Genomic DNA, 19,457 nt, shown 5'->3' with positions numbered 1-19,457 from the left:
GAGGACAAGAAGAATGCCGCTCGCCGGAAAGGGCATGCTGCTGACGTCGATGAACATCGACGCTGCGGACGAGGCCGATTTCAACCGCTGGTACGATCGCGAGCATCTGGAAGAGCGTGTCGCAATCGACGGATTTCTCGAAGCGCGGCGCTATGTCGCGCATGCCGCCAACCCCAAATATCTCTCGCTGTACTCGACCGAAACGCTCGGCGTGCTCGACAGCCCCGCCTACCGGGCGCGCCTCGCCGACCAGACCGAATGGTCGCGGCGATCCATGGCCCGCTTCAGGGACATGCTGCGCGTGGTCGCGCGCATCACAATCAGCAAGGGTACTGGCCGCGGCGCGTCGCTCGGCCTGGTGCGGCTGCGGCCGACGCCCGACAACGCCGGTGCGTGGCGTGATGCGCTGCAAGAAAAGCTGGCGCCGCAGGACCGCGACGGCATCATCTCGATGCACCTGCTCGAAAGCGAGCCGGAATTGTCGGGCGCAACGGCGGGAATTCCGGCGGTGCGCAACGAGGGCGCGCGCGACTGGTTCGTGCTGATCGACGGCACGCACGTCAATGCCGTCTCCGCCGTCATCGCCGAGCGCTTCACCGGCCCGGCTGCGGCGCCCTTCCCGCTCCCCATCTCCGTCGGCACCTACTGCCTGATGTGGGACCTCGCCAAGAGCGATGTCGCGCGCGGCTGAACGGCATCCGCATCGCAGCATATTGCACCGCACGCATCTCGTGCGCCGCGCGTTAATGCTGTGCACGCGTACCTCCCATGAAAGCGGTGACGCGCGCAAATTTGCCGTTGTACTTCGGAACGGTTCTAATAAGCTAACCCAATGACGTCATTCAGAAACCAGATCGAAGCGCGTTAAGCGCTCGCCAAGCTCAAACAAAAAAGGCCGCGGGGTCTTCGGGCCTGCGCGGACAGGGTAGGAATGAAACCGACCGACATCGCGGCCCCCGACTACTTTCACAAAGTGGTCGATTGCCAATGGGCCTGTCCTGCGCACACCCCGGTTCCCGAATACATCCGATTGATCGCCCAAGGCCGCTACAGCGATGCCTACATGATCAATTGGAAATCGAACGTATTTCCCGGCATTCTGGGACGCACCTGCGATCGTCCCTGCGAGCCGGCGTGCCGGCGCGGACGCGTGGAGGAAACTCCTGTCGCGATCTGCCGCCTCAAGCGTGTTGCAGCGGATTTCAAGGACGACATCAGGCAGCGGCTGCCGAAGCCCGGGCCGAAGAACGGCAAGCGTGTCGCGCTGGTCGGCGGCGGTCCCGCTTCGCTGACGGTGGCGCGCGATCTCGCGCCGCTCGGCTATCACTGCACCGTGTTCGATGCCGACCCGGAAGCCGGCGGCATGATGCGCACGCAGATCCCGAAATTCCGCCTGCCCAATTCGGTGATCGACGAGGAGACCGGCTACATCCTGGGTCTCGGCGTCGAGTTCAAAGGCGGCCACCGCATCGACAGCATGAAGGCGCTGCTTGCCGAGAAATACGACGCCATCTTCGTCGGCTCCGGCGCGCCGCGCGGCCGCGAGCTCGAGCTTCCCGGCCGGAAAGAGGCCGCCGCCAACATCCATATCGGCATCGAATGGCTGGCCAACGTGTCGTTCGGCCATGTCGACAAGATAGGCAAGCGCGTCATCGTGCTCGGCGGCGGCAACACCGCGATGGATTGCTGCCGCACCGCGCGCCGGCTCGGCGGCGAGAAAGTCACGGTGGTCGTGCGTTCCGGCTTCGACGAGATGAAGGCCTCGCCCTGGGAGAAGGAAGACGCGATCCACGAGGATATCCCGATCCTCAACTACATGGTCCCGGTGGCCTTCAAGCATGTCGCCGGCAAGCTGATCGGCGTCACCTTCCAGCACGTCAAAGCCGAATACGACGCTAAAGGCCGCCGCAACCTCGTGCCTTCGGGCGATCCCGATCAGACCATTCCCTGCGACGACGTGCTGGTCGCGGTCGGTCAGGAGAACGCCTTCCCCTGGATCGAGCAGGATTGCGGCATCGAGTTCGACAAATGGCACATGCCGAAGGTCGATCCGAAGACCTTCGCCTCGACCAACCCGAAAGTGTTCTTCGGCGGCGATGCCGCGTTCGGCCCGAAGAACATCATCTGGGCGGTCGCGCACGGCCATGACGCCGCGCTGTCGATCCACAAGATGCTCTCGGGCGAAGCGGTCGACGAGCGCCCGCTGCCAGAGGTGCAAATCTCCTCGCAGAAGATGGGCATCCACGAATGGAGCTATGACAACGACATCTCGCCCGACAAGCGCTATAAGGTACCGCATCGCGACAAGGTCGTTGCGCTGAAGGACATCCGCGCCGAGGTCGAGCTCGGCTATGATGTCAAGCTGGCGCTCGGCGAAGCGCATCGCTGCCTGAACTGCGACGTGCAGACCGTGTTCTCGACCTCGCTCTGCATCGAGTGCGACGCCTGCGCCGACATCTGCCCGATGGATTGCATCACCTTCACCGCCAACGGCGAGGAAAGCGATCTGCGCCAGCGCCTGAAGGCGCCCTCCGCGCATCCGGACCAGGACCTCTACGTCTCCTCGGACCTGAAGACCGGGCGGGTGATGGTGAAGGACGAGGATGTCTGCCTGCATTGCGGGCTGTGCGCCGAGCGCTGTCCCACCGGCGCCTGGGACATGCAGAAATATTTCATCGAGATGACCCACGCAGGTTCGACATGTCCGACAAAAAGCCGATCAGCAGCGTAAACGACTTCGTCGTCCGCTTCGCCAACGTCAACGGCTCGGGCTCGGCCAGCGCCAACGAGATGTTCGCGCGCGCGATCCTGCGCCACGGCGTGCCTGTCAGCCCACGCAACATCTTCCCCTCCAACATCCAGGGCCTGCCGACCTGGTACGAGGTGCGCGTGACGGAAGCCGGCCATCTCGGCGCACGCGGCGGCGTCGACATGATGGTGGCGATGAATCCGCAGACCTGGGACAAGGACGTCGCCGGCATCGAGCCCGGCGGCTACCTGTTCTACGATTCCACCAAGCCGATGCCGTCGACCAAATTCCGCGACGACATCACAGTGATCGGCGTGCCGCTGACTGCGATCACCAACTCGACCTATACCGATCCGCGTCAGCGACAGCTGTTCAAGAACATCATCTATTTGGGCGCGCTCAGCGCGTTGCTCGACATGGACCCCAAGCTGATCGAGCAGCTGATCGGCGAGCAGTACAAAGGCAAGGAGAAGCTGCTCTCCTCCAACGTCCATGCGCTGCATCTCGGCCGCGACTGGGCGCTGCAGAACCTGAAATGTCCGATTGGGCTGCGCGTGAAGAAGTCCGACAAGGTCGGCGACCGCATCTTCATCGAGGGCAACAGCGCCGCCGCGCTCGGCGCGGTCTATGGTGGCGCCACCGTGTGTGCCTGGTATCCGATCACGCCGTCCTCGTCGGTGGCCGAGGCTTTCACCGCCCATTGCAAGAAGTACCGGCACGATCCTGAAACGGGCAAGGCGAAATACGCGATCGTGCAGGGCGAGGACGAGCTCGCGTCGATCGGCATCGTGATCGGCGCGTCCTGGAACGGCGCCCGCGCCTTCACGGCGACCTCCGGCCCCGGCATCTCACTGATGACGGAGTTCATCGGCCTCTCGTACTTTGCCGAGATTCCGGCCGTGATCATGAACATCCAGCGCGCCGGCCCCTCCACGGGCATGCCGACCCGCACCCAGCAATGCGACATCATCGCCTGCGCCTATGCCTCGCATGGCGACACCAAGCATGTGCTGCTGTTCCCCGAGGACCCGGCCGAGGCCTTCGAGTTCGCGGCCGCCGCCTTCGATCTCGCCGAGCGGCTGCAGACGACGATCTTCCTGATGCTCGATCTCGACATCGGCATGAACCACCGGCTCTGCCGCCCGCTGAAGTGGGACGATGCCAGGCAATATGACCGCGGCAAGGTGATGACGGCGGCGATGCTGGAGGAAGGCCGCGACTTCGGCCGCTATCTCGACGTCGACGGCGACGGCATTCCCTACCGCACCTATCCCGGCACGCATCCGACCAAGGGCTCCTACTTCACCCGCGGCACGTCGCGGGACCGCTATGCGCGCTACTCCGAGGAAGGCACGGTCTACGCCGACAACATGCAGCGCCTGATGCGCAAGTTCGAGACCGCGCAGGACCTGGTGCCGCGTCCGCTGCAGGCCAATGCGGAACGGCCGACCAAATATGGCGTGATATATTTCGGCTCGACCTCGCCGGCGATGGACGAGGCGATCGGCCTGCTGGAAGCGCGCGGGCATCAGCTCGACCGTCTGCGCATCCGCGCCTTCCCGTTCCATTCCAGCGTGGCCAGCTTCCTCGCCGAGCACGATTTCGTATACGTCGTCGAGCAGAACCGCGACAGCCAGCTGCGCCAGCTCATCGTCAACGAGAACGGCATCGATCCCGTCCGGCTGGTGCCGATCGTGCATTACGACGGCACGCCGATCACTGCTCGCTTCATCGCCAAGGCCATTGGCGACCACCAGGACCACCTCAAGGTGACCCCGCTCCGCAAGGCCGTTTCATGACTTACATCGCAAAACCGAAATTCCATCATCCGGGTCTGAAGAAGAACGCGCTCGGCTACACGCATCGCGACTATGAGGGCAAGATCTCGACGCTATGCGCGGGCTGCGGCCATGATTCGATCACGGCCTCGATCATCGAGGCCTGCTACGAGCTCTCGATTGAGCCGCATCGGGTGGCGAAGATCTCCGGCATCGGCTGCTCGTCGAAGACGCCGGACTATTTCCTCGGCAATTCGCACGGCTTCAATTCCGTGCACGGCCGCATGCCATCCGTGCTGACAGGCGCCAATCTCGCCAACCGCGATCTGATCTATCTCGGCGTCTCCGGCGACGGCGATTCCGCCTCGATCGGTTTCGGCCAGTTCGCGCACTCGATCCGCCGCGGCGTCAACATGACCTATATCGTCGAGAACAACGGCGTTTACGGCCTGACCAAGGGTCAGTTCTCGGCCACCGCCGACCGCGGCTCGAAGAGCAAGAAGGGCGTCACCAACACCGACAACGCCATCGACCTCGTCGCCATCGCGCTGCAGTTAGGGGCCACCTTCGTGGCGCGCTCGTTCTCCGGCGACAAGAGCCAGCTGGTGCCGCTGATCGCCGCCGCGATCGGCCACAAGGGCGCGTCCTTCATCGACGTGATCAGCCCCTGCATCGCCTTCAACAACCATGCCGGCTCGACCAAGAGCTTCGACTATGTCCGCGAGCACAATGACGCCGTGAACCGGCTGGATGTGCTGGTCGGCCGCGACCCGATTGCGGTGGACTACGCGCCCGGCACGGTGCAGGTGGTCGAGCAGCACGACGGCAGCAAGATCGCGCTGCGCAAGATCGATGCCGATTACGATCCGCACGACCGCCTGGGCGCCCAGACCTTCCTCGCAAGGCACGCCGCCAAGGGCCAGATCGTCACCGGTCTTCTGTACGTCGACCCCGACGCGGAGGACCTGCACGAGCATCTCAACACGGTCGAGACGCCGCTCAACGCGCTCGAGGCGGACACGCTCTGCCCGGGCTCGGCGGTGCTGGACAAGATCAACGCCAGCCTGCGGTGATCATCTTCGCGCTGATGCCGCCGGCCTGACGCGTATCGTGATCTTCTCCGACACGACGGGTGGTTCGAACGGATAGTGCTTGGCGTCGCCAAGCACCAGTTGCAGCGTGTGCGTGCCCGGCGGAAGCTCGAGAAACGTTTCGGTTTGTCCGGCTCCGAAATGCAGATGGGACTTGTCCTGCGGAATCGGCTCCTTGGCATCGATGGGGTCTTTCACGTCGATCAACAGATGATGGTGGCCGGCATTGTGGTAGTCGTCGCCGGCATGCGTCACGCCCATGTTGCGCAGGCCGAAACGGACCCAAAACCCACCACGGATCTTCTGGCCGTCATACGGCGAGATGAAATAAAGCTTGGCGTCCTTTGGCGCAGTTTTGCCTTGCGGATAGGCCGCGCCGGGGAGCAATGCGATGGCGGCCGCGAGCGCGATACAGGAAACGATCTTCATCAAATTGACTCCAGTACCTACGGACTGAGCGCGATCCGGAATCCATGCGTGGGGTAACGGACGCCGGTGTCGTATCCACCGCGGTTTGACGGCCGCACATATCTCGAATCGTTCTTCCAGGAGCCTGAGCGCAGGACATGAGAGCCGCAGTCAGGGCTAGTCCACGCCGAGCCGTCGCTGGGCGCGCCCTGATAGGTCCGGTGCCAGCAGTCTGCGACCCACTGATCGATGCCGCCGCCCATGTCGTAAAGCCCGAATGGATTGGGCTTGAAACTGCCGACCTTGGCCGGCTGCTCGGCCGCAAGTTCACCGCAATCCTTGCAGCCCGCCATGCCCGGCTGGAGCTTGTCGCCCCACCAATATTTGGTCTGTGTCCCGCCGCGTGCCGCATATTCCCATTCGGCTTCGCTGGGAAGCCGGTAGGGCTTCTTCGTCGCTTGCGCGAGCCAGGCGACATATTGCTGCGCATCGGTCCAGCTCACATTGCTGACCGGGGCATCGTCCTTGCCAGTGGCCGTGAATCCGCACGCCTTGGCGGCAGCGCATTCGTTCCACTCCTGCACCGTTACCGGATATTTTCCGATCGAGAACGGCTTGATCGTGACCTGATGGACGGGTCGTTCGGTCGGATCGTCATTGCTTCCCATCGCGAAGCTGCCGCCACGAATGGCGATCATTTCGGGTTCCCGGACCGGCGTCACCGATGGACTGGATGCCGGAGACGGTGAAGGCGATGCTGCGGGCGGTGGCACCGTTGTGGGCAACGGAGAAGCCGCGGGTGCGGCTTGTGGCGCCGGTGCTGCCGGGCTCGGTAACGACGGAACGGACTGCGGCGCCGGCGAAGCCAACGGCGCCGCGATCGGGGGAGCGGCAGCCTGTTGCCCCACCTGGCTGCGGTGCTGCACCAGCACGTACCAAAGCACGTAGCCGGCAATCACCAGCAATGCCGTGATCAGAAGAAAGAGCAGGACGTTCTCACGCCGGCTTCTTGTCTTGCCGACCGCATCAGCGTCCGGCAGCACACGATACACGCGCACCGGATCGGTGATGTTCTTGACCTTGCGGTCGCCGAGCGACTCATAGCCGCATACGATCTTGTGTTTGATCTGCTCGTAGATCGCGCCGGATATGAAGACCTGCCCCGGCTCCGCGATGCCCTCGATACGCGTGGCGATGTTGACGCCGTCACCATATATGTCGTCCGGCTCCACGATGACGTCACCGAGATTGACTCCGATCCGATATTCGAGCCGGGAATGCTTGGGAATGGAGGCGTTGCGGCCGACGAGATTCTGCTGGATGACGATGCTGCATCGAACGGCTTCCACGGGACTGTCGAATATGGCGATGAAGCCGTCGCCGGTCGTCTTCACCAGACTTCCATGGTGCTCGATGATGCTGGGCTGGATGATGTCGCGCTCGATCCGCTTGACGCGGGCATGCGTGCCTTCCTCGTCGGCCTGCATCAACCGGCTGTAGGAGACGATATCGCCGACGATGATCGCGGCGAGACGGCGAGGCATTCCGCTGTGCGGCGGCGGCTCGTCGGGATTTCCGGGTCTGAAGTTGCGAATTTCGCCCATGCGGGGGACTCCACAAACTTACAAGGCAGCCCCAGCCTACGACCGCCAAAGGCGATCGTCTGTGAAGGCTATCACATTGACGAACCGAGACAATGTCGCAGCGATTGCAGGCTTCAAGTTCCGAAGAGCCGCCCGCTTCACCGCTTGAACCTTCTCGAGCCCATCAGTGACTAAGGCGGAGCGTGAAGCGAGTTGCGCGAATCCGCACCGCGACCACCGCTCGAGCGGCTTGCGACGGTTGAACGCGGGTCACCAATTCTGCGTCTAACAGACAGCAGCTCTGTCCTGCTGCGACGAAATTGTCGTGTGCACGAGGCCCTCATGAAGCTCGTCATCCTTGCCGCCCTCACTTTTGCTGCGCTGACCAGCGTCGGCCGCGCCGAGGAAGTCGACGATATCCGCGAGGCCAGTAAGGCCGAGGCCGAGACCTTCAATACGCGGATGTATGCGAAGCCTCCCGGCGACAAGGCCTATGCCTGCTTCGTCCGCCGCTACGATGCCGACCATCTGGCGCGGCATCCGAAGCAGAAGGTCGCCGCGATGAAGCTGCTGATCTCCGCGGAATTCGACGAGGAGGACAAGGAGCTTCACCATTCCTTCCGCCTTGGCTTCAGGTACCGTCACCGCAGCGGCGATTTCGACTCCAGCGGCTCGTGCAACCACGCCGTATTCACCAGGAGCGGCGACGAGGTCCGCCTCGGCTGCGGCGTCGACTGCGATGGCGGCGGCATCGGCGTTGCGCTCTCCAAGGACGACAAGTCCGCGATCGTCCGGCTCGAACGTGTCAGGGTCTGGCAGAACAACAAGCCGGACGATGACGCCGAGCATTCGCTGACCGCCGGCGCCGACGACAAGATTTTCCGGCTCGACCGGGCCGACAATCGCGAGTGCGCCTCGCTGGTGACCGACCGCAAGGAACTCGCTGCGCTGCGCCACAAGTGATATGCCTGCGGCAATGTCAGGCAATCCAGGGAGAATGCCATGAACCGCCGCAGCATCTTGTGGAGCGCCGTCTCGGCTTTGGGCGCGGCGCTTGGCGCCTCCAGCGCGAAAGCCACGACCGCCACCGCGCCGTCGAACAAGCTCAAGGTGGTCTATCACCTCAGCGACGCCGAGAAGGTCCATTTCGTGCTCGGCAACATCCAGAACCACTTCGACGGCGTCGGCGGCCCAGAACATGTGACGATCGCGCTGGTGATCCACGGCCCGGCGCTGAAGGCATTTCACTCGGCGCAGGCCAACCCCGACGTCAGCAAGCGGATCAGTGATTTCTCCAAGGGCGGCGTCGAGCTTGCGGCCTGCGGCAACACGATGAAGGCGCAGAACGTGACGCTGAGCGAGCTGCTGCCGGGCTTCGTCAACGCAGAGAACGGCGGCGTGGTCCGGCTGGCCGAGCTGCAGTCGCAGGGGTATCTGTATTTGCGGCCGTAAGATTTGCGAAAGACGCGCCACACTCTCCGTCATTGCGAGCGCAGCGACTTGTCCGCCGAAGCCTTAGCGAAGGCGGAAGCAATCCAGAATTCTTCCGCGGAGGCAGACTGGATTGCTTCGTCGCAAGGGCTCCTCGCAATGACGCGGAGAGGGCTGCGCCCGCCATCGCCGTATCCTCCCGTCGCACTTGACTTACCCATAACTCCACAGTTATGAGTCTATCCATAACTTCCTGGTTATGGATTCCGCATGTCCCCCACCCCCGACCTGCTGTTCAGGACGCTCGCCGATCCGACCCGGCGGGCGATCTTCGAGCGGCTGTGCCGTGAGGGGGAGCAGACGGTCGGGGCGCTCACGGCGCGATCCGGCGTATCGCAGCCGGCGGTGTCGAAGCATCTCGGCGCCCTGAAGCAGGCTGGGCTCGTGCGCGACCGGCACGAAGGACGGCAGACCCATTACAGCGCGCAGCCCGGTGCGCTCAATCCGCTGATCGACTGGACCGGCCAGATGGCCGGGTTCTGGCAGAAAAGGCTAGATGCCCTCGACGATCTCCTGAAGAGGATGGACCAATGAACGCCCCCGCCGAGACGCGCTCCGTCGTGATCGAGCGCGAATTTGCCTATCCCGCCGAGCGGCTCTGGCGCGCGCTGACGCAGCCGCATCTGATCGAGGAATGGCTGATGAAGAACGACTTCAAGCCGGTCGTCGGCCATCGCTTCAATCTGCGCGGCGAATGGGGCGGCGTGCTGGACTGCGAGGTGCTCACCATCGAGCCGCAGAGGACGCTGGCCTACACCTGGAATTTCTCGCATGAGGACGCCGCGTTCGATCTCAAGAGCATCGTCACCTTCACACTGACGCCGACGAGCGCCGGCACCCATCTGCGCGTCGAGCAGGCGGGCTTCCGCCCGACGCAGAAACAGGCGTTCGGCGGCGCGCATGCCGGCTGGAAGCAGTTTTTGGCGAAGCTGGACGATTTGCTGGCGCGGGCGAGCTAGCTCCACCACCCATTCCGATCATTCTCAAAGGAGGTCCCAATGAGCACGCCTATGTGGATTCGGCAGATTCATCGCTGGCTGTCGATGGCTTTCACGCTTGCCGTCATCGCCAACATCGTGGCGATGACGATGCAAGTCGAGGCCGTGTGGATCGGCTTCCTGGCGCTGGTGCCGCTGATTCCGCTGCTCGCGACCGGGCTCTATCTGTTCGCGCTGCCTTATCGCGGCCGCAGCAACGCGTGAACGAGGCCATGATGAAGAAGCCCGTGGCGGCGAAGACGAGCAGCGCGAAGCAAGCAGGTACCGCCTCGCCATCCAAGCTGATCGACGGCCGGATCAAGGAGCTCGGCGACTGGCGCGGCGAGATGCTGGGGCGGGTTCGCGCGCTGATCAAGGAGGCCGACCCTGATGTCGTCGAAGAGTGGAAATGGCGCGGTGTTCCCGTCTGGGAGCACGACGGCATCATCTGCACCGGCGAGACCTACAAGGAGGTCGTGAAGCTGACCTTCGCCAAGGGCGCCGCGCTGGCGGATCCCGCAGGTCTCTTCAATTCCAGCCTCGACGGCAATGTGCGCCGCGCGATCGATATTCGCGAGGGCGAAACGATCAACGAGAAGGCGTTGAAGGCGCTGATCCGCGCGGCGGTCGAGCTGAATGCGAGCAAGAAGAAGCCGGGGAAGCGATCAGCCTCGTAGACGCGATGGGCCGCCACAAGTGCCTTCCTTCTCCCCTTGCGGGAGAAGGTGGCGCGAAGCGCCGGATGAGGGGTCTCCATCGGCACGGGAGAGTGCGGAGAGATACCCCTCACCCCAGTGAGCTTATGTCTGCCGGCGTCGCTGCCCTCTCCCGCAAGGGGCGAGGGCACATCAATGCGCATCTCGCGTGGTGCCCCATGTAGGCAGCCCCGTCACGCCACCGCCGCCGCGATCGGGCGTGGGCTGACGACGTATTCGCGCAGCACCTTGTCGTTGGCATCGACCTCGATCAGTGCGACGTCGTAGGTCCAGAGATCGGCCAGGTGCTGGAGCACGCGCTTGGCGTCGGTCTCGTTGAGCTGCGAGCCCTTGATGACGTGGTGATGCAGGATCAGGCGGCGGTCGCCGGAGAGATCGACGTCGACCACCTCGATGTTGGCGTCGATGTAGCCGACATCGTGCTGCCGCGCCAATTCGCGGCGGACGCGGCGGAAGCCGCGCTCGTCGTGGATGGCATCGACGCGGATGCCGGCGCGCTCCTCGGGATCGTCGTGCAGGTGGAACATGCGGAAGTGCCGCATCAACTTCGGGCTCAGGAATTGGCCGATGAAGCTTTCGTCGCGGTAATTGGCCCAGACGTCGCGCAGCACGCCCATGACGTCGCCCTTGCCGGCGATGTCGGGGAACCACTCGCGGTCCTCGTCTTCCGGATTGGCGACGATGCGCTCGATGTCCTGCATCACCGCGAAGCCGAGCGCGTAGGGGTTGAAGCCGGAGAAGCGCGGGTCGTCGAACTCGGGCTGGAACACCACGTTGGTGTGCGACCCCAGGAATTCGAGGAAGTTGCCGTCGCTGATGCGACCCTGCTCGTGCAGCTTGGTCATGATGCGATAATGGACGTAGGTCGCCGTCCCCTCGTTCATGACCTTGGTCTGGCTCTGCGGATAGAAATATTGCGCGATGTGGCGGACGATGCGCAAGAGCTCGCGCTGCCAGGGCGCCAGCCGCGGCGCGCTCTTCTCCAGGAAATAGAGCAAATTCTCCTGCGGCAGGCCGAGCAGCTTGCGGCGGCGCTCGATGCTGAGCGCGGAGCGGCTCTTGGCGGCGCCCTTCGGCACGGTGCGCCAGAGATCGTTGAAGACCTCCTCCTCGTGCTGGCGGCGGCGCCCTGCCCGCTTCTCCTCGGCGCGCAGATCGAGCTTCTTCTTGCCGGGATAACGGTCGATGCCGTGCGACATCAGCGCGTGCGCGGCATCGAGCGTGCGCTCGACCTCGATGCGCCCGTAGCGATCCTCGCACTGCATGACGTAGTTCTTGGCGAAGTCGAGATAGTCCAGGATGCCGTCGGCATCGGTCCATTGCTTGAACAGATAATTGTTCTTGAAGAAATGGTTGTGGCCGAAGGCGGCGTGCGCGATCACCAGCGTCTGCATCGTCGCCGTGTTCTCCTCCATCAGATAGGAGATGCAGGGCGAGGAGTTGATGACGATCTCGTAGGCCAGCCCCATCAGGCCCTTGCGGTAGGACGCCTCATGGAACGCGAAGTGCTTGCCGAACGACCAGTGCTTGTAGAACAGGGGCATGCCGACCGACGAATAGGCGTCCAGCATCTGCTCGGCGGTGATGACCTCGATCTGGTTCGGATAGACGTCGAGGCCGAGATCCTTCAACGCCACCTCCTCGCAGGCATCGGTGATGCGCTGCAAGGTGTGGAAATCCCAATCGGCGCCTTCGAACAAACGTTCCTTCATGGAGCGGCCTTCTCCTGGGCAGTGTCGCGGCGCTGGAACAGATCGTGGAATACCGGGAAGATCTCGCTGCGCTCCGAGACCTTGCGCATCGAGAGCGGGGCGCCGCTGTTGCGCAGGCGTTCGTAGAGGCTCCAGAGCGAGGAGTCGGAGAGATCGAAGGCGCTGCCGCCGGCCTCGCCGACCTCGAGATAGGCGAAGAACTGGCAGACCGGCAGGATCTTCTCGGTCAAGAGGAGCCCCGTGAGCTCGCCGTCGGAATAGGAATTGTCGCCGTCGGAAGCCTGCGCGGCGTAGATGTTCCAATCCGACGGGTTGAAGCGCTCGCGCACGATCTCGTGCATCGCCTGCAGCGCACTGGAGACCAGCGTGCCGCCCGAGGCCGGACCGTAGAAGAAGGTCTGCTCATCGACCTCCTCGGCGCGGTCGGTGTGGCGGATGAAGACGATCTCGACGTGCTTGTAGCGCCGCTTCAGGAACACGTAGAGCAGCATGTAGAAGCGTTTCGCCAGGTCCTTCATGTGCTCGGACATCGAGCCGGAGACGTCCATCAGGCAGAACATCACGGCCTGCGCGACGGGCTTGGGCACCGTCTCGAAGCGCCGGTAGCGGATGTCGAGCGGATCGATGAAGGGGATGCGCTTGGACTTCGCCTTCAACGTTTCGAGCCGGGCCACGAGAGCCGCACGCTCGTCCTCGTCCGTGCATGCTTCGATCGAGGCTTCCAGCTCTTCGATCTCGTCCTTGCGCGGACGCTTGAGCGCGATGCGGCGGGCGAGCGCGAGCTTCACCGTCCGGCTCACCGAGATGTTGGCGGGCGAGCCGGTCATGGTGTAGCCGGCGCGCTGGATGCCTTCGCTCTCGGTCTGTGCGATCTTGCGCTTGGCGAGATCCGGAAGCTCGAGGTCGTCGAGGAACAGATCGACGAACTCGTCGCGGCTCAGCACGAAGCGGAAAGCGTCCTCGCTGTCGCCTTCGCCGGGACCGGAATCCTTGGCGCTGCCCTGGCCGGAGCGCTGGAGATAGTCGCCTTCAATGAACTTCTTGTTGCCGGGCAGGACCATGTCGCGCGTCCCGCCTTCACGGCGGAAACGCGGCTCGTGCATGCCGTCGAGTGGAATCGTGACCTCACCACCCTCCAGGACGTCCTTGATGTCGCGTTCCTGCGAGGTCTTCTTGACGGCGCCCTGCACCAGGGATTTGGCCCGACGCAAGAACCGCTGGCGGTTCTCAAGACTCTTGCCGCCTGGATTCAGGCGCCTGTCAATAATGTGAATGGGCACTTTACCATTCGCCTCCCATCCGCCTCAACCGGCCTGCTTCACGCGCATGTACCATTCGACGAGCCGGCGAACCTGACGTTCGGTATAGCCGCGCTCCACCATGCGTGCGACGAACTCGCCGTGCTTCTTCTCCGTCTCGCCGTCCTTCTTCGACCCGAAGGAGATGACCGGAAGCAGGTCCTCGACTTGGGAGAATATCCGCTTTTCGATCACATCGCGAATCTTCTCGTAGGAGGTCCAGGTCGGATTTTTGCCGCCGTTCTGGGCCCGGGAGCGTAACGAGAATTTGACGACCTCGTTGCGGAAGTCCTTGGGGTTGGCGATGCCCGCCGGCTTCTCGATTTTCGTCAGCTCCTGGTTCAAAAGCTCGCGATCGAGCAGCTGGCCGGTATCGGGATCCTTGAAGTCCTGGTCCTCGATCCAGGCGTCGGCATAGTCGACGTAGCGATCGAACAGGTTCTGCCCATAATCCGAGTAGGATTCGAGATAAGCCTTCTGGATCTCGTTGCCGATGAACTCGGCGTAGCGCGGTGCGAGCTCGGCCTTGATGAACTCGAGATAGCGTTTCTCGGTCTCCTCAGGCAGCTGCTCGCGGCGGATCGCCTGCTCCAGCGCGTACATCAGATGCACGGCGTCGGCGGCCACCTCCTGCGGATCGTGGTTGAACGTCGCAGCCAGGATCTTGAAGGCGAAGCGGGTCGAAGCACCATCCATGCCCTCGTCGACGCCGGCGGCGTCGCGATATTCCTGGACGCTGCGCGCCTTCGGATCGGACTCCTTCAGGCTCTCGCCGTCGTAGACCCGCATCTTGGCGAACAGGGTGGAGTTCTCGTGCTTGCGCAGGCGCGACATCACCGAGAACCGCGCCAGCGTCTCCAGCGTCGACGGCGCGCAAGGAGCCGAGGCGAGCTCGGAGCCCTGGATCAGCTTCTCGTAGATCTTCTGCTCCTCGGTGACCCTGAGGCAGTAGGGCACCTTGATGACGCAGATGCGGTCGATGAAGGCTTCGTTGTTCTTGTTGGCCTTGAAGCTCGCCCACTCGGCTTCGTTCGAGTGCGCCAGGATGATCCCGGTGAACGGGATCGCGCCGATGTTCTCGGTGCCGATATAGTTGCCTTCCTGGGTTGCGGTCAGCAACGGGTGCAGCATCTTGATCGGCGCCTTGAACATCTCGACGAACTCGAGCACGCCCTGGTTGGCGCGGTTGAGACCGCCGGAATAGCTGTAGGCGTCGGGATCGTTCTGGGCGTAGGTCTCGAGCTTGCGGATGTCGACCTTACCGACCAGCGAGGAGATGTCCTGGTTGTTCTCGTCACCGGGCTCGGTCTTGGCGATCGCGATCTGGCGCAGCCGCGAGGGCTGGATCTTGGCGACCCGGAATTGCGAGATGTCGCCGCCGAAGGCTTCGAGCCGCTTGTAGCACCACGGGCTCATCAGGCCGGTGAGGCGACGGCGCGGAATGCCGTACTTCTCCTCCAGCATCGGACCGAGCTGATCAGGATCGAACAGGCTGAGCGGGCTCTCGAACACAGGCGAGAGCTCGTCGCCGGCCTTGAGCACGTAGATCGGCTGCACTTCCATCAGCGACTTGAGCCGCTCGGCGAGCGAGGACTTGCCGCCGCCGACCGGGCCGAGCAGGTAGAGGATCTGCTTGCGCTCTTCGAGACCTTGCGCCGCATGGCGGAAGAAACCGACGATGCGCTCGATGGTTTCTTCCATGCCGTAGAAGCCGGCGAAGGCTGGATAGGTGCGGATGGTGCGGTTCAAAAAAATACGGCCAAGGCGTGGGTCCTTGGCCGTGTCAATCGTCTGAGGCTCACCGATCGCCGCTAGCAGTCGTTCAGCCGCGTTCGCGTATTTCATGGGATCGCTTCGACACGATTCCAGATATTCCGCCATCGACATGTCGTGCTGGCTTCTCGCCTCGAACGACCGAGCGAAAGCGTTGAATAGAGAATCGTTGTACATGATCCCTCTCCGCGTGAGTTCCGCTACAAGCTGAAACGAAAGCAGTTACCGGACCGTTCCTCAGGCCGTTTCGAATCAGCGTGAGCACATGACAATCATTGGACACCCTGGTGCCGACTCGACGCAACGCACAACGTAGGCACTCCATGAGTTACGAACAGGCACCTGCCTGTAATTTGTGCGAATCTCTGTCTATTCTGGCCCATTTCCAGAAAATGTCACTCGGTCGCCACATCCGGGCGTTCCCGGGGATGGCCCCATCCGGCAATGCAGCATAGCGGGCCGGGAGCGGCGATCTTATGACGCTTGTACGGCGAAGCCTTGCGGTCCCCGTTCATCTTCCTGCTGCAATGCGGTGTGCTGGCGGCCTGTACGTCGCGGCAACCGCGCAGCACCGTGTCACAGTCGCTGCCAGGCCAGGCCCACCCCGACGGATGACAACGCGATCGTTCTGTGCGTAACGGCCAGCTTGGGATGCTGCGGAGCTCTTCGCATGTCCGGCGTCGGCCTCAGCACGATCATTTCGTGACGCGGCAATCTTCGAGCAAGATTTCCGCTATCGAACCCCGTGGCAGAAATTCATTGTCGATACGGAGAGCGCGGATGCGAAGGAGTGGATGACGACGACATGCCCGCTGGACAGCGAGGCGCTAAGATCGGCCGGATGGTGAACGACCTTTACGCAACAGCAAGGCGCCCGTCTGGATCGCCATGATCGCGACGGAGTTACACTGGAGGGTATGACTCCTGCACCCTTGATTGGTTCCCTCCCGGGTGCATGTAGGCTAGAGGATAGCGCGTCAGACCTTCGCGAAAACCCCTCGTCCGCAGGCTTGGAGATAATAAGCATCATGAATCCCGTCAAAGAACTGGAAAAGCACGGACAGGCGGTCTGGCTCGACTTCCTGGCCCGCGGCTTCATCGCCAAGGGCGACCTGAAGCGGCTGATCGACACCGACGGCGTCAAGGGCGTCACCTCCAACCCGTCGATTTTCGAAAAGGCGATCGGCAGCTCGGACGAATATGACGCCCCGATTGGCAAGGCGCTGAAGCGCGGCGACCGCACCGTGGCCGACCTGTTCGAGGCCGCTGCGATCGAGGACATCCAGAACGCCGCCGACGTGCTGCGCCCGGTCTATGACCGCCTCAAGGGCCGCGACGGCTATGTCAGCCTGGAGGTCTCGCCCTATCTCGCCATGGACACATCGGGCACGATCGCGGAGGCGCGGCGGCTCTGGAAGGACGTCGGTCGCAAGAACCTGATGGTGAAGGTGCCGGCGACGCCGGAGGGCCTGCCGGCGATCGAGCAGCTGATCAGCGAGGGCATCAGCATCAATATCACGCTGCTGTTCTCCAAGGCCGTCTATCTCGAGGTGGCCGAGGCCTACATCGCCGGTCTGGAGACCTACGTCGCCGGCGGCGGCGATCCGTCGCATGTGGCCAGCGTCGCCAGCTTCTTCGTCAGCCGGATCGACTCGGTGGTCGACAAGCAGCTGGACGAGAAGATCGCCCGCGCCAACGATCCGTCCGAGAAGGAACGTCTCGCCGCGCTCAAGGGCAAGGTGGCGATCGCCAACGCCAAGCTCGCCTATCAGGAATACAAGCGCCTGTTCGCAGGCCCGCGCTGGGAGAAGCTCGCCGCCAAGGGCGCCAAGCCGCAGCGCATGCTGTGGGCCTCCACCGGCACCAAGAACAAGGACTACAGCGACGTCCTCTATGTCGAGGAGCTGATCGGCCCCGACACCATCAACACCGTGCCGCCGGCAACGCTGGATGCGTTCCGCGATCACGGCAAGCCGCGCGACAGCCTGGAGGAGAACGTCGAGGACGCGAAGCGCGTGCTGGAGGAGCTGGAGCGCTCCGGCATCTCGCTCGATGCGATTGCCGAGGAGCTGGTCAAGGACGGCGTCAAGCTGTTTGCGGATGCCGCCGACAAGCTCTACGGCGCCGTCGCCCACAAGCGCGCCGTCGTGCTCGGGCCCGCACTCGACCGCCAGCAGCTCTCGCTGGGCGACGGGCTCGGCAAGGCGCTGGCCAAGACCACGGAGGAATGGCGGGCGTCGGCCAAGATCCGCAGGCTGTGGCAGCGCGACAAGTCGGTCTGGACCGGTGCGGACGAGGACAAATGGCTCGGCTGGCTCGACAGCCCGCACCAGGCCGACATTGCCGATTACGAGGACTATGCGGGCCGCGTGAAGGGCCAGAAATTCTCCGACGCCGTCGTGCTCGGCATGGGCGGCTCCAGCCTCGGCCCCGAGGTGCTGGCGGAGACCTTCGGCAAGAAGCCCGGCTTCCCCAAGCTGCACGTGCTCGACTCCACCGATCCGGCACAAGTGCGGGCGATGGAGGCGAAGATCGACATCGCCAACACCGTCTTCATCGTCTCCAGCAAGTCCGGCGGCACCACCGAGCCGAACGCGATGAAGGACTATTTCCACGAGCAGGTTGCCAAGGCGGTGGGTGCAAAGGTGAAGACCGGGCATCGCTTCATCGCGGTGACCGACCCCGGCTCGTCGTTGGAGAAGGCGGCGAAGCAGCTGAACTACGCCCGCATCTTCCATGGCGAGCCCTCGATCGGCGGACGCTATTCGGTGCTCTCGCCCTTCGGCTTGGTGCCGGCGGCAACCGCGGGCATCGACGTCAAGAGCTTCGTCAAGCATGCGCTGGTGATGGCCCGCTCCTGTGGCCCCGATGTGCCGCCGTCCGAAAACCCGGGCGTGCAGCTCGGCCTTGCCATAGGTCTCGCGGGACTCGAAGGCCGCGACAAGGTGACGATCCTGGCGTCGAAGAAGATCGCCGATTTCGGCGCCTGGGCCGAGCAGCTGATCGCGGAATCGACCGGCAAGGAGGGCAAGGGCCTGATCCCGATCGAGGGCGAGCCGCTGGGCGATCCCTCCGTCTACGGCAACGACCGATTCTTCATCGACATCCGCGTCGAAGGCGAAGCGGACGCCGCACACGATTCCCAGCTTGCCGCGATCGAGGCGGCGGGTCACCCCGTGGTGCGCATCGTCATGAAGTCGATCGAGCATCTCGGCCAGGAATTCTTCCGCTTCGAGATGGCAACCGCCGTGGCCGGCAGCATTCTCGGCATCAACCCGTTCGACCAGCCGGACGTCGAAGCGGCCAAGATCAAGACCCGCGAGCTCACCGCCGCGTTCGAGAAGACCGGCAAGCTGCCGGCGGAAGAGCCGGTGGTCAGCACCAAGGAAGCCGATCTCTACACCGACGAGGCCAACGCCACGGCGCTACGCGCCGCCGGCGCCAATGGCGATCTCGGCTCCTGGCTGAAGGCGCATCTGTCGCGATCCAGCGACGGAGACTACGTCGCCCTGCTCGGCTATATCGCGCGCGACAAGGCCACGATTGACGCGCTTCAGGCCATGCGCCTCGAGGTGCGCGAGAAGCGGCATGTCGCGACCTGCGCCGAGTTCGGCCCGCGCTTCCTGCACTCGACGGGACAGGCCTACAAGGGCGGGCCCGACAGCGGCGTCTTCCTCCAGATCACCGCCGATGACGCCAAGGACCTGCCTGTGCCGGGCCAGAAGGCGAGCTTCGGCGTGATCAAGGCGGCGCAGGCGCGCGGCGATTTCGACGTGCTGACGGAACGCGGCCGGCGTGCGCTGCGGGTGCACCTGAAGGGTGGGCTCAAGAAAGGCCTTGCCGCGCTCAATGCAGCGCTCAACGACGCGCTGAACTAAAGG

16 protein-coding genes are annotated in these 19,457 nt (G+C 63.6%); 11 read left to right on the top strand and 5 right to left on the bottom strand.

Annotation, left to right across the window (positions count from 1 at the left end):
• Positions 1 to 13 precede the first annotated feature (13 nt).
• The 4 genes from N2605_RS07625 to N2605_RS07610 all read left to right on the top strand — a co-directional run bounded on the left by N2605_RS07625 (position 14) and on the right by N2605_RS07610 (position 5,600).
• On the top strand, positions 14 to 691 hold the full coding sequence (locus tag N2605_RS07625) for a DUF4286 family protein (protein ID WP_036027271.1): 678 nt from the start codon (positions 14 to 16) through the stop codon (positions 689 to 691).
• Between the two features lie 240 nt (positions 692 to 931).
• Positions 932 to 2,731: an FAD-dependent oxidoreductase gene (locus tag N2605_RS07620; protein WP_260346228.1), complete on the top strand. Its 1,800-nt coding sequence runs from the start codon at positions 932 to 934 to the stop codon at positions 2,729 to 2,731.
• On the top strand, positions 2,701 to 4,548 hold the full coding sequence (locus tag N2605_RS07615) for a 2-oxoacid:acceptor oxidoreductase subunit alpha (RefSeq protein WP_225112121.1): 1,848 nt from the start codon (positions 2,701 to 2,703) through the stop codon (positions 4,546 to 4,548). Before N2605_RS07620 ends, N2605_RS07615 begins: the two co-directional genes overlap by 31 nt.
• On the top strand, positions 4,545 to 5,600 hold the full coding sequence (locus tag N2605_RS07610) for a 2-oxoacid:ferredoxin oxidoreductase subunit beta (RefSeq protein WP_036042243.1): 1,056 nt from the start codon (positions 4,545 to 4,547) through the stop codon (positions 5,598 to 5,600). The genes N2605_RS07615 and N2605_RS07610 overlap by 4 nt, the downstream gene beginning before the upstream one ends.
• Here the strand turns inward: N2605_RS07610 and N2605_RS07605 are convergent, their stop codons facing one another.
• Both N2605_RS07605 and N2605_RS07600 read right to left on the bottom strand, forming a co-directional pair.
• On the bottom strand, positions 5,601 to 6,047 hold the full coding sequence (locus N2605_RS07605) for a DUF4399 domain-containing protein (RefSeq protein ID WP_036007306.1): 447 nt from the start codon (positions 6,045 to 6,047) through the stop codon (positions 5,601 to 5,603).
• A 17-nt stretch (positions 6,048 to 6,064) separates the two neighbouring features.
• Positions 6,065 to 7,630, bottom strand: a complete 1,566-nt coding sequence (locus N2605_RS07600; protein WP_225112118.1) for an SUMF1/EgtB/PvdO family nonheme iron enzyme — start codon at positions 7,628 to 7,630, stop codon at positions 6,065 to 6,067.
• A gap of 321 nt (positions 7,631 to 7,951) precedes the next feature.
• On the opposite strand from N2605_RS07600, the gene N2605_RS07595 reads away from it, so the two are divergent.
• The 6 genes from N2605_RS07595 (at position 7,952) to N2605_RS07570 (ending at position 10,754) form a co-directional block, all read left to right on the top strand.
• On the top strand, positions 7,952 to 8,572 hold the full coding sequence (locus N2605_RS07595) for a hypothetical protein (protein WP_260346227.1): 621 nt from the start codon (positions 7,952 to 7,954) through the stop codon (positions 8,570 to 8,572).
• Positions 8,573 to 8,611: 39 nt separating this feature from the next.
• Entirely contained in the window at positions 8,612 to 9,061 is a 450-nt protein-coding gene (locus N2605_RS07590) for a DsrE family protein (protein ID WP_036042249.1), read from the top strand.
• A gap of 249 nt (positions 9,062 to 9,310) precedes the next feature.
• Complete coding sequence (locus N2605_RS07585) at positions 9,311 to 9,634, top strand: ArsR/SmtB family transcription factor (protein ID WP_036007297.1); 324 nt, start codon at positions 9,311 to 9,313, stop codon at positions 9,632 to 9,634.
• A complete protein-coding gene (locus tag N2605_RS07580) occupies positions 9,631 to 10,059 on the top strand; it encodes an SRPBCC family protein (protein WP_036007293.1) in 429 nt (142 codons plus the stop codon). The genes N2605_RS07585 and N2605_RS07580 overlap by 4 nt, the downstream gene beginning before the upstream one ends.
• A 39-nt stretch (positions 10,060 to 10,098) precedes the next feature.
• Positions 10,099 to 10,302, top strand: coding sequence for a hypothetical protein (locus N2605_RS07575; RefSeq protein WP_036007290.1), 204 nt, complete (start codon positions 10,099 to 10,101; stop codon positions 10,300 to 10,302).
• A gap of 11 nt (positions 10,303 to 10,313) precedes the next feature.
• On the top strand, positions 10,314 to 10,754 hold the full coding sequence (locus tag N2605_RS07570) for a DUF1801 domain-containing protein (protein ID WP_036027326.1): 441 nt from the start codon (positions 10,314 to 10,316) through the stop codon (positions 10,752 to 10,754).
• A gap of 212 nt (positions 10,755 to 10,966) precedes the next feature.
• On the opposite strand, the gene N2605_RS07565 is transcribed toward N2605_RS07570, so the two are convergent.
• Genes N2605_RS07565 through N2605_RS07555 form a run of 3 tightly spaced genes read right to left on the bottom strand, consistent with a single transcriptional unit; the run spans position 10,967 to position 15,753 of the window.
• The gene (locus N2605_RS07565; RefSeq protein ID WP_036042255.1) at positions 10,967 to 12,505 is read right to left on the bottom strand and encodes a SpoVR family protein; all 1,539 of its coding nucleotides are present in this window, start codon (positions 12,503 to 12,505) and stop codon (positions 10,967 to 10,969) included.
• Positions 12,502 to 13,779, bottom strand: coding sequence for a YeaH/YhbH family protein (locus tag N2605_RS07560; protein WP_225126649.1), 1,278 nt, complete (start codon positions 13,777 to 13,779; stop codon positions 12,502 to 12,504). The genes N2605_RS07565 and N2605_RS07560 overlap by 4 nt, the downstream gene beginning before the upstream one ends.
• Positions 13,780 to 13,809: 30 nt before the next feature.
• Entirely contained in the window at positions 13,810 to 15,753 is a 1,944-nt protein-coding gene (locus N2605_RS07555; RefSeq protein ID WP_036007284.1) for a PrkA family serine protein kinase, read from the bottom strand.
• 851 nt (positions 15,754 to 16,604) lie between these two features.
• Here N2605_RS07555 and N2605_RS07550 point away from each other — a divergent pair.
• Positions 16,605 to 19,454, top strand: coding sequence for a bifunctional transaldolase/phosoglucose isomerase (locus tag N2605_RS07550; protein WP_260346225.1), 2,850 nt, complete (start codon positions 16,605 to 16,607; stop codon positions 19,452 to 19,454).
• The last annotated feature ends 3 nt before the right edge of the window (positions 19,455 to 19,457 follow it).

Source organism: Bradyrhizobium yuanmingense, from assembly GCF_025200905.1.
In the GTDB taxonomy this organism is placed as follows: Bacteria; Pseudomonadota; Alphaproteobacteria; order Rhizobiales; family Xanthobacteraceae; genus Bradyrhizobium; species Bradyrhizobium yuanmingense.
Note: the sequence above shows the minus strand (reverse complement) of the source record. Positions and strands in the feature narration are given on the sequence as shown.

Excerpts from the sequence above, each read along its gene's own strand:
- N2605_RS07580 (WP_036007293.1), top strand. The coding sequence starts at position 9,631 with ATGAACGCCCCCGCCGAGACGCGCTCCGTCGTGATCGAGCGCGAATTT.
- N2605_RS07570 (WP_036027326.1), top strand. The coding sequence starts at position 10,314 with ATGAAGAAGCCCGTGGCGGCGAAGACGAGCAGCGCGAAGCAAGCAGGT.
- N2605_RS07600 (WP_225112118.1), bottom strand. The coding sequence starts at position 7,630 with ATGGGCGAAATTCGCAACTTCAGACCCGGAAATCCCGACGAGCCGCCG.
- N2605_RS07625 (WP_036027271.1), top strand. The coding sequence starts at position 14 with ATGCCGCTCGCCGGAAAGGGCATGCTGCTGACGTCGATGAACATCGAC.
- N2605_RS07615 (WP_225112121.1), top strand. The coding sequence starts at position 2,701 with ATGTCCGACAAAAAGCCGATCAGCAGCGTAAACGACTTCGTCGTCCGC.
- N2605_RS07565 (WP_036042255.1), bottom strand. The coding sequence starts at position 12,505 with ATGAAGGAACGTTTGTTCGAAGGCGCCGATTGGGATTTCCACACCTTG.
- N2605_RS07550 (WP_260346225.1), top strand. The coding sequence starts at position 16,605 with ATGAATCCCGTCAAAGAACTGGAAAAGCACGGACAGGCGGTCTGGCTC.
- N2605_RS07605 (WP_036007306.1), bottom strand. The coding sequence starts at position 6,047 with ATGAAGATCGTTTCCTGTATCGCGCTCGCGGCCGCCATCGCATTGCTC.
- N2605_RS07575 (WP_036007290.1), top strand. The coding sequence starts at position 10,099 with ATGAGCACGCCTATGTGGATTCGGCAGATTCATCGCTGGCTGTCGATG.
- N2605_RS07585 (WP_036007297.1), top strand. The coding sequence starts at position 9,311 with ATGTCCCCCACCCCCGACCTGCTGTTCAGGACGCTCGCCGATCCGACC.
- N2605_RS07555 (WP_036007284.1), bottom strand. The coding sequence starts at position 15,753 with ATGTACAACGATTCTCTATTCAACGCTTTCGCTCGGTCGTTCGAGGCG.
- N2605_RS07590 (WP_036042249.1), top strand. The coding sequence starts at position 8,612 with ATGAACCGCCGCAGCATCTTGTGGAGCGCCGTCTCGGCTTTGGGCGCG.
- N2605_RS07610 (WP_036042243.1), top strand. The coding sequence starts at position 4,545 with ATGACTTACATCGCAAAACCGAAATTCCATCATCCGGGTCTGAAGAAG.
- N2605_RS07595 (WP_260346227.1), top strand. The coding sequence starts at position 7,952 with ATGAAGCTCGTCATCCTTGCCGCCCTCACTTTTGCTGCGCTGACCAGC.
- N2605_RS07620 (WP_260346228.1), top strand. The coding sequence starts at position 932 with ATGAAACCGACCGACATCGCGGCCCCCGACTACTTTCACAAAGTGGTC.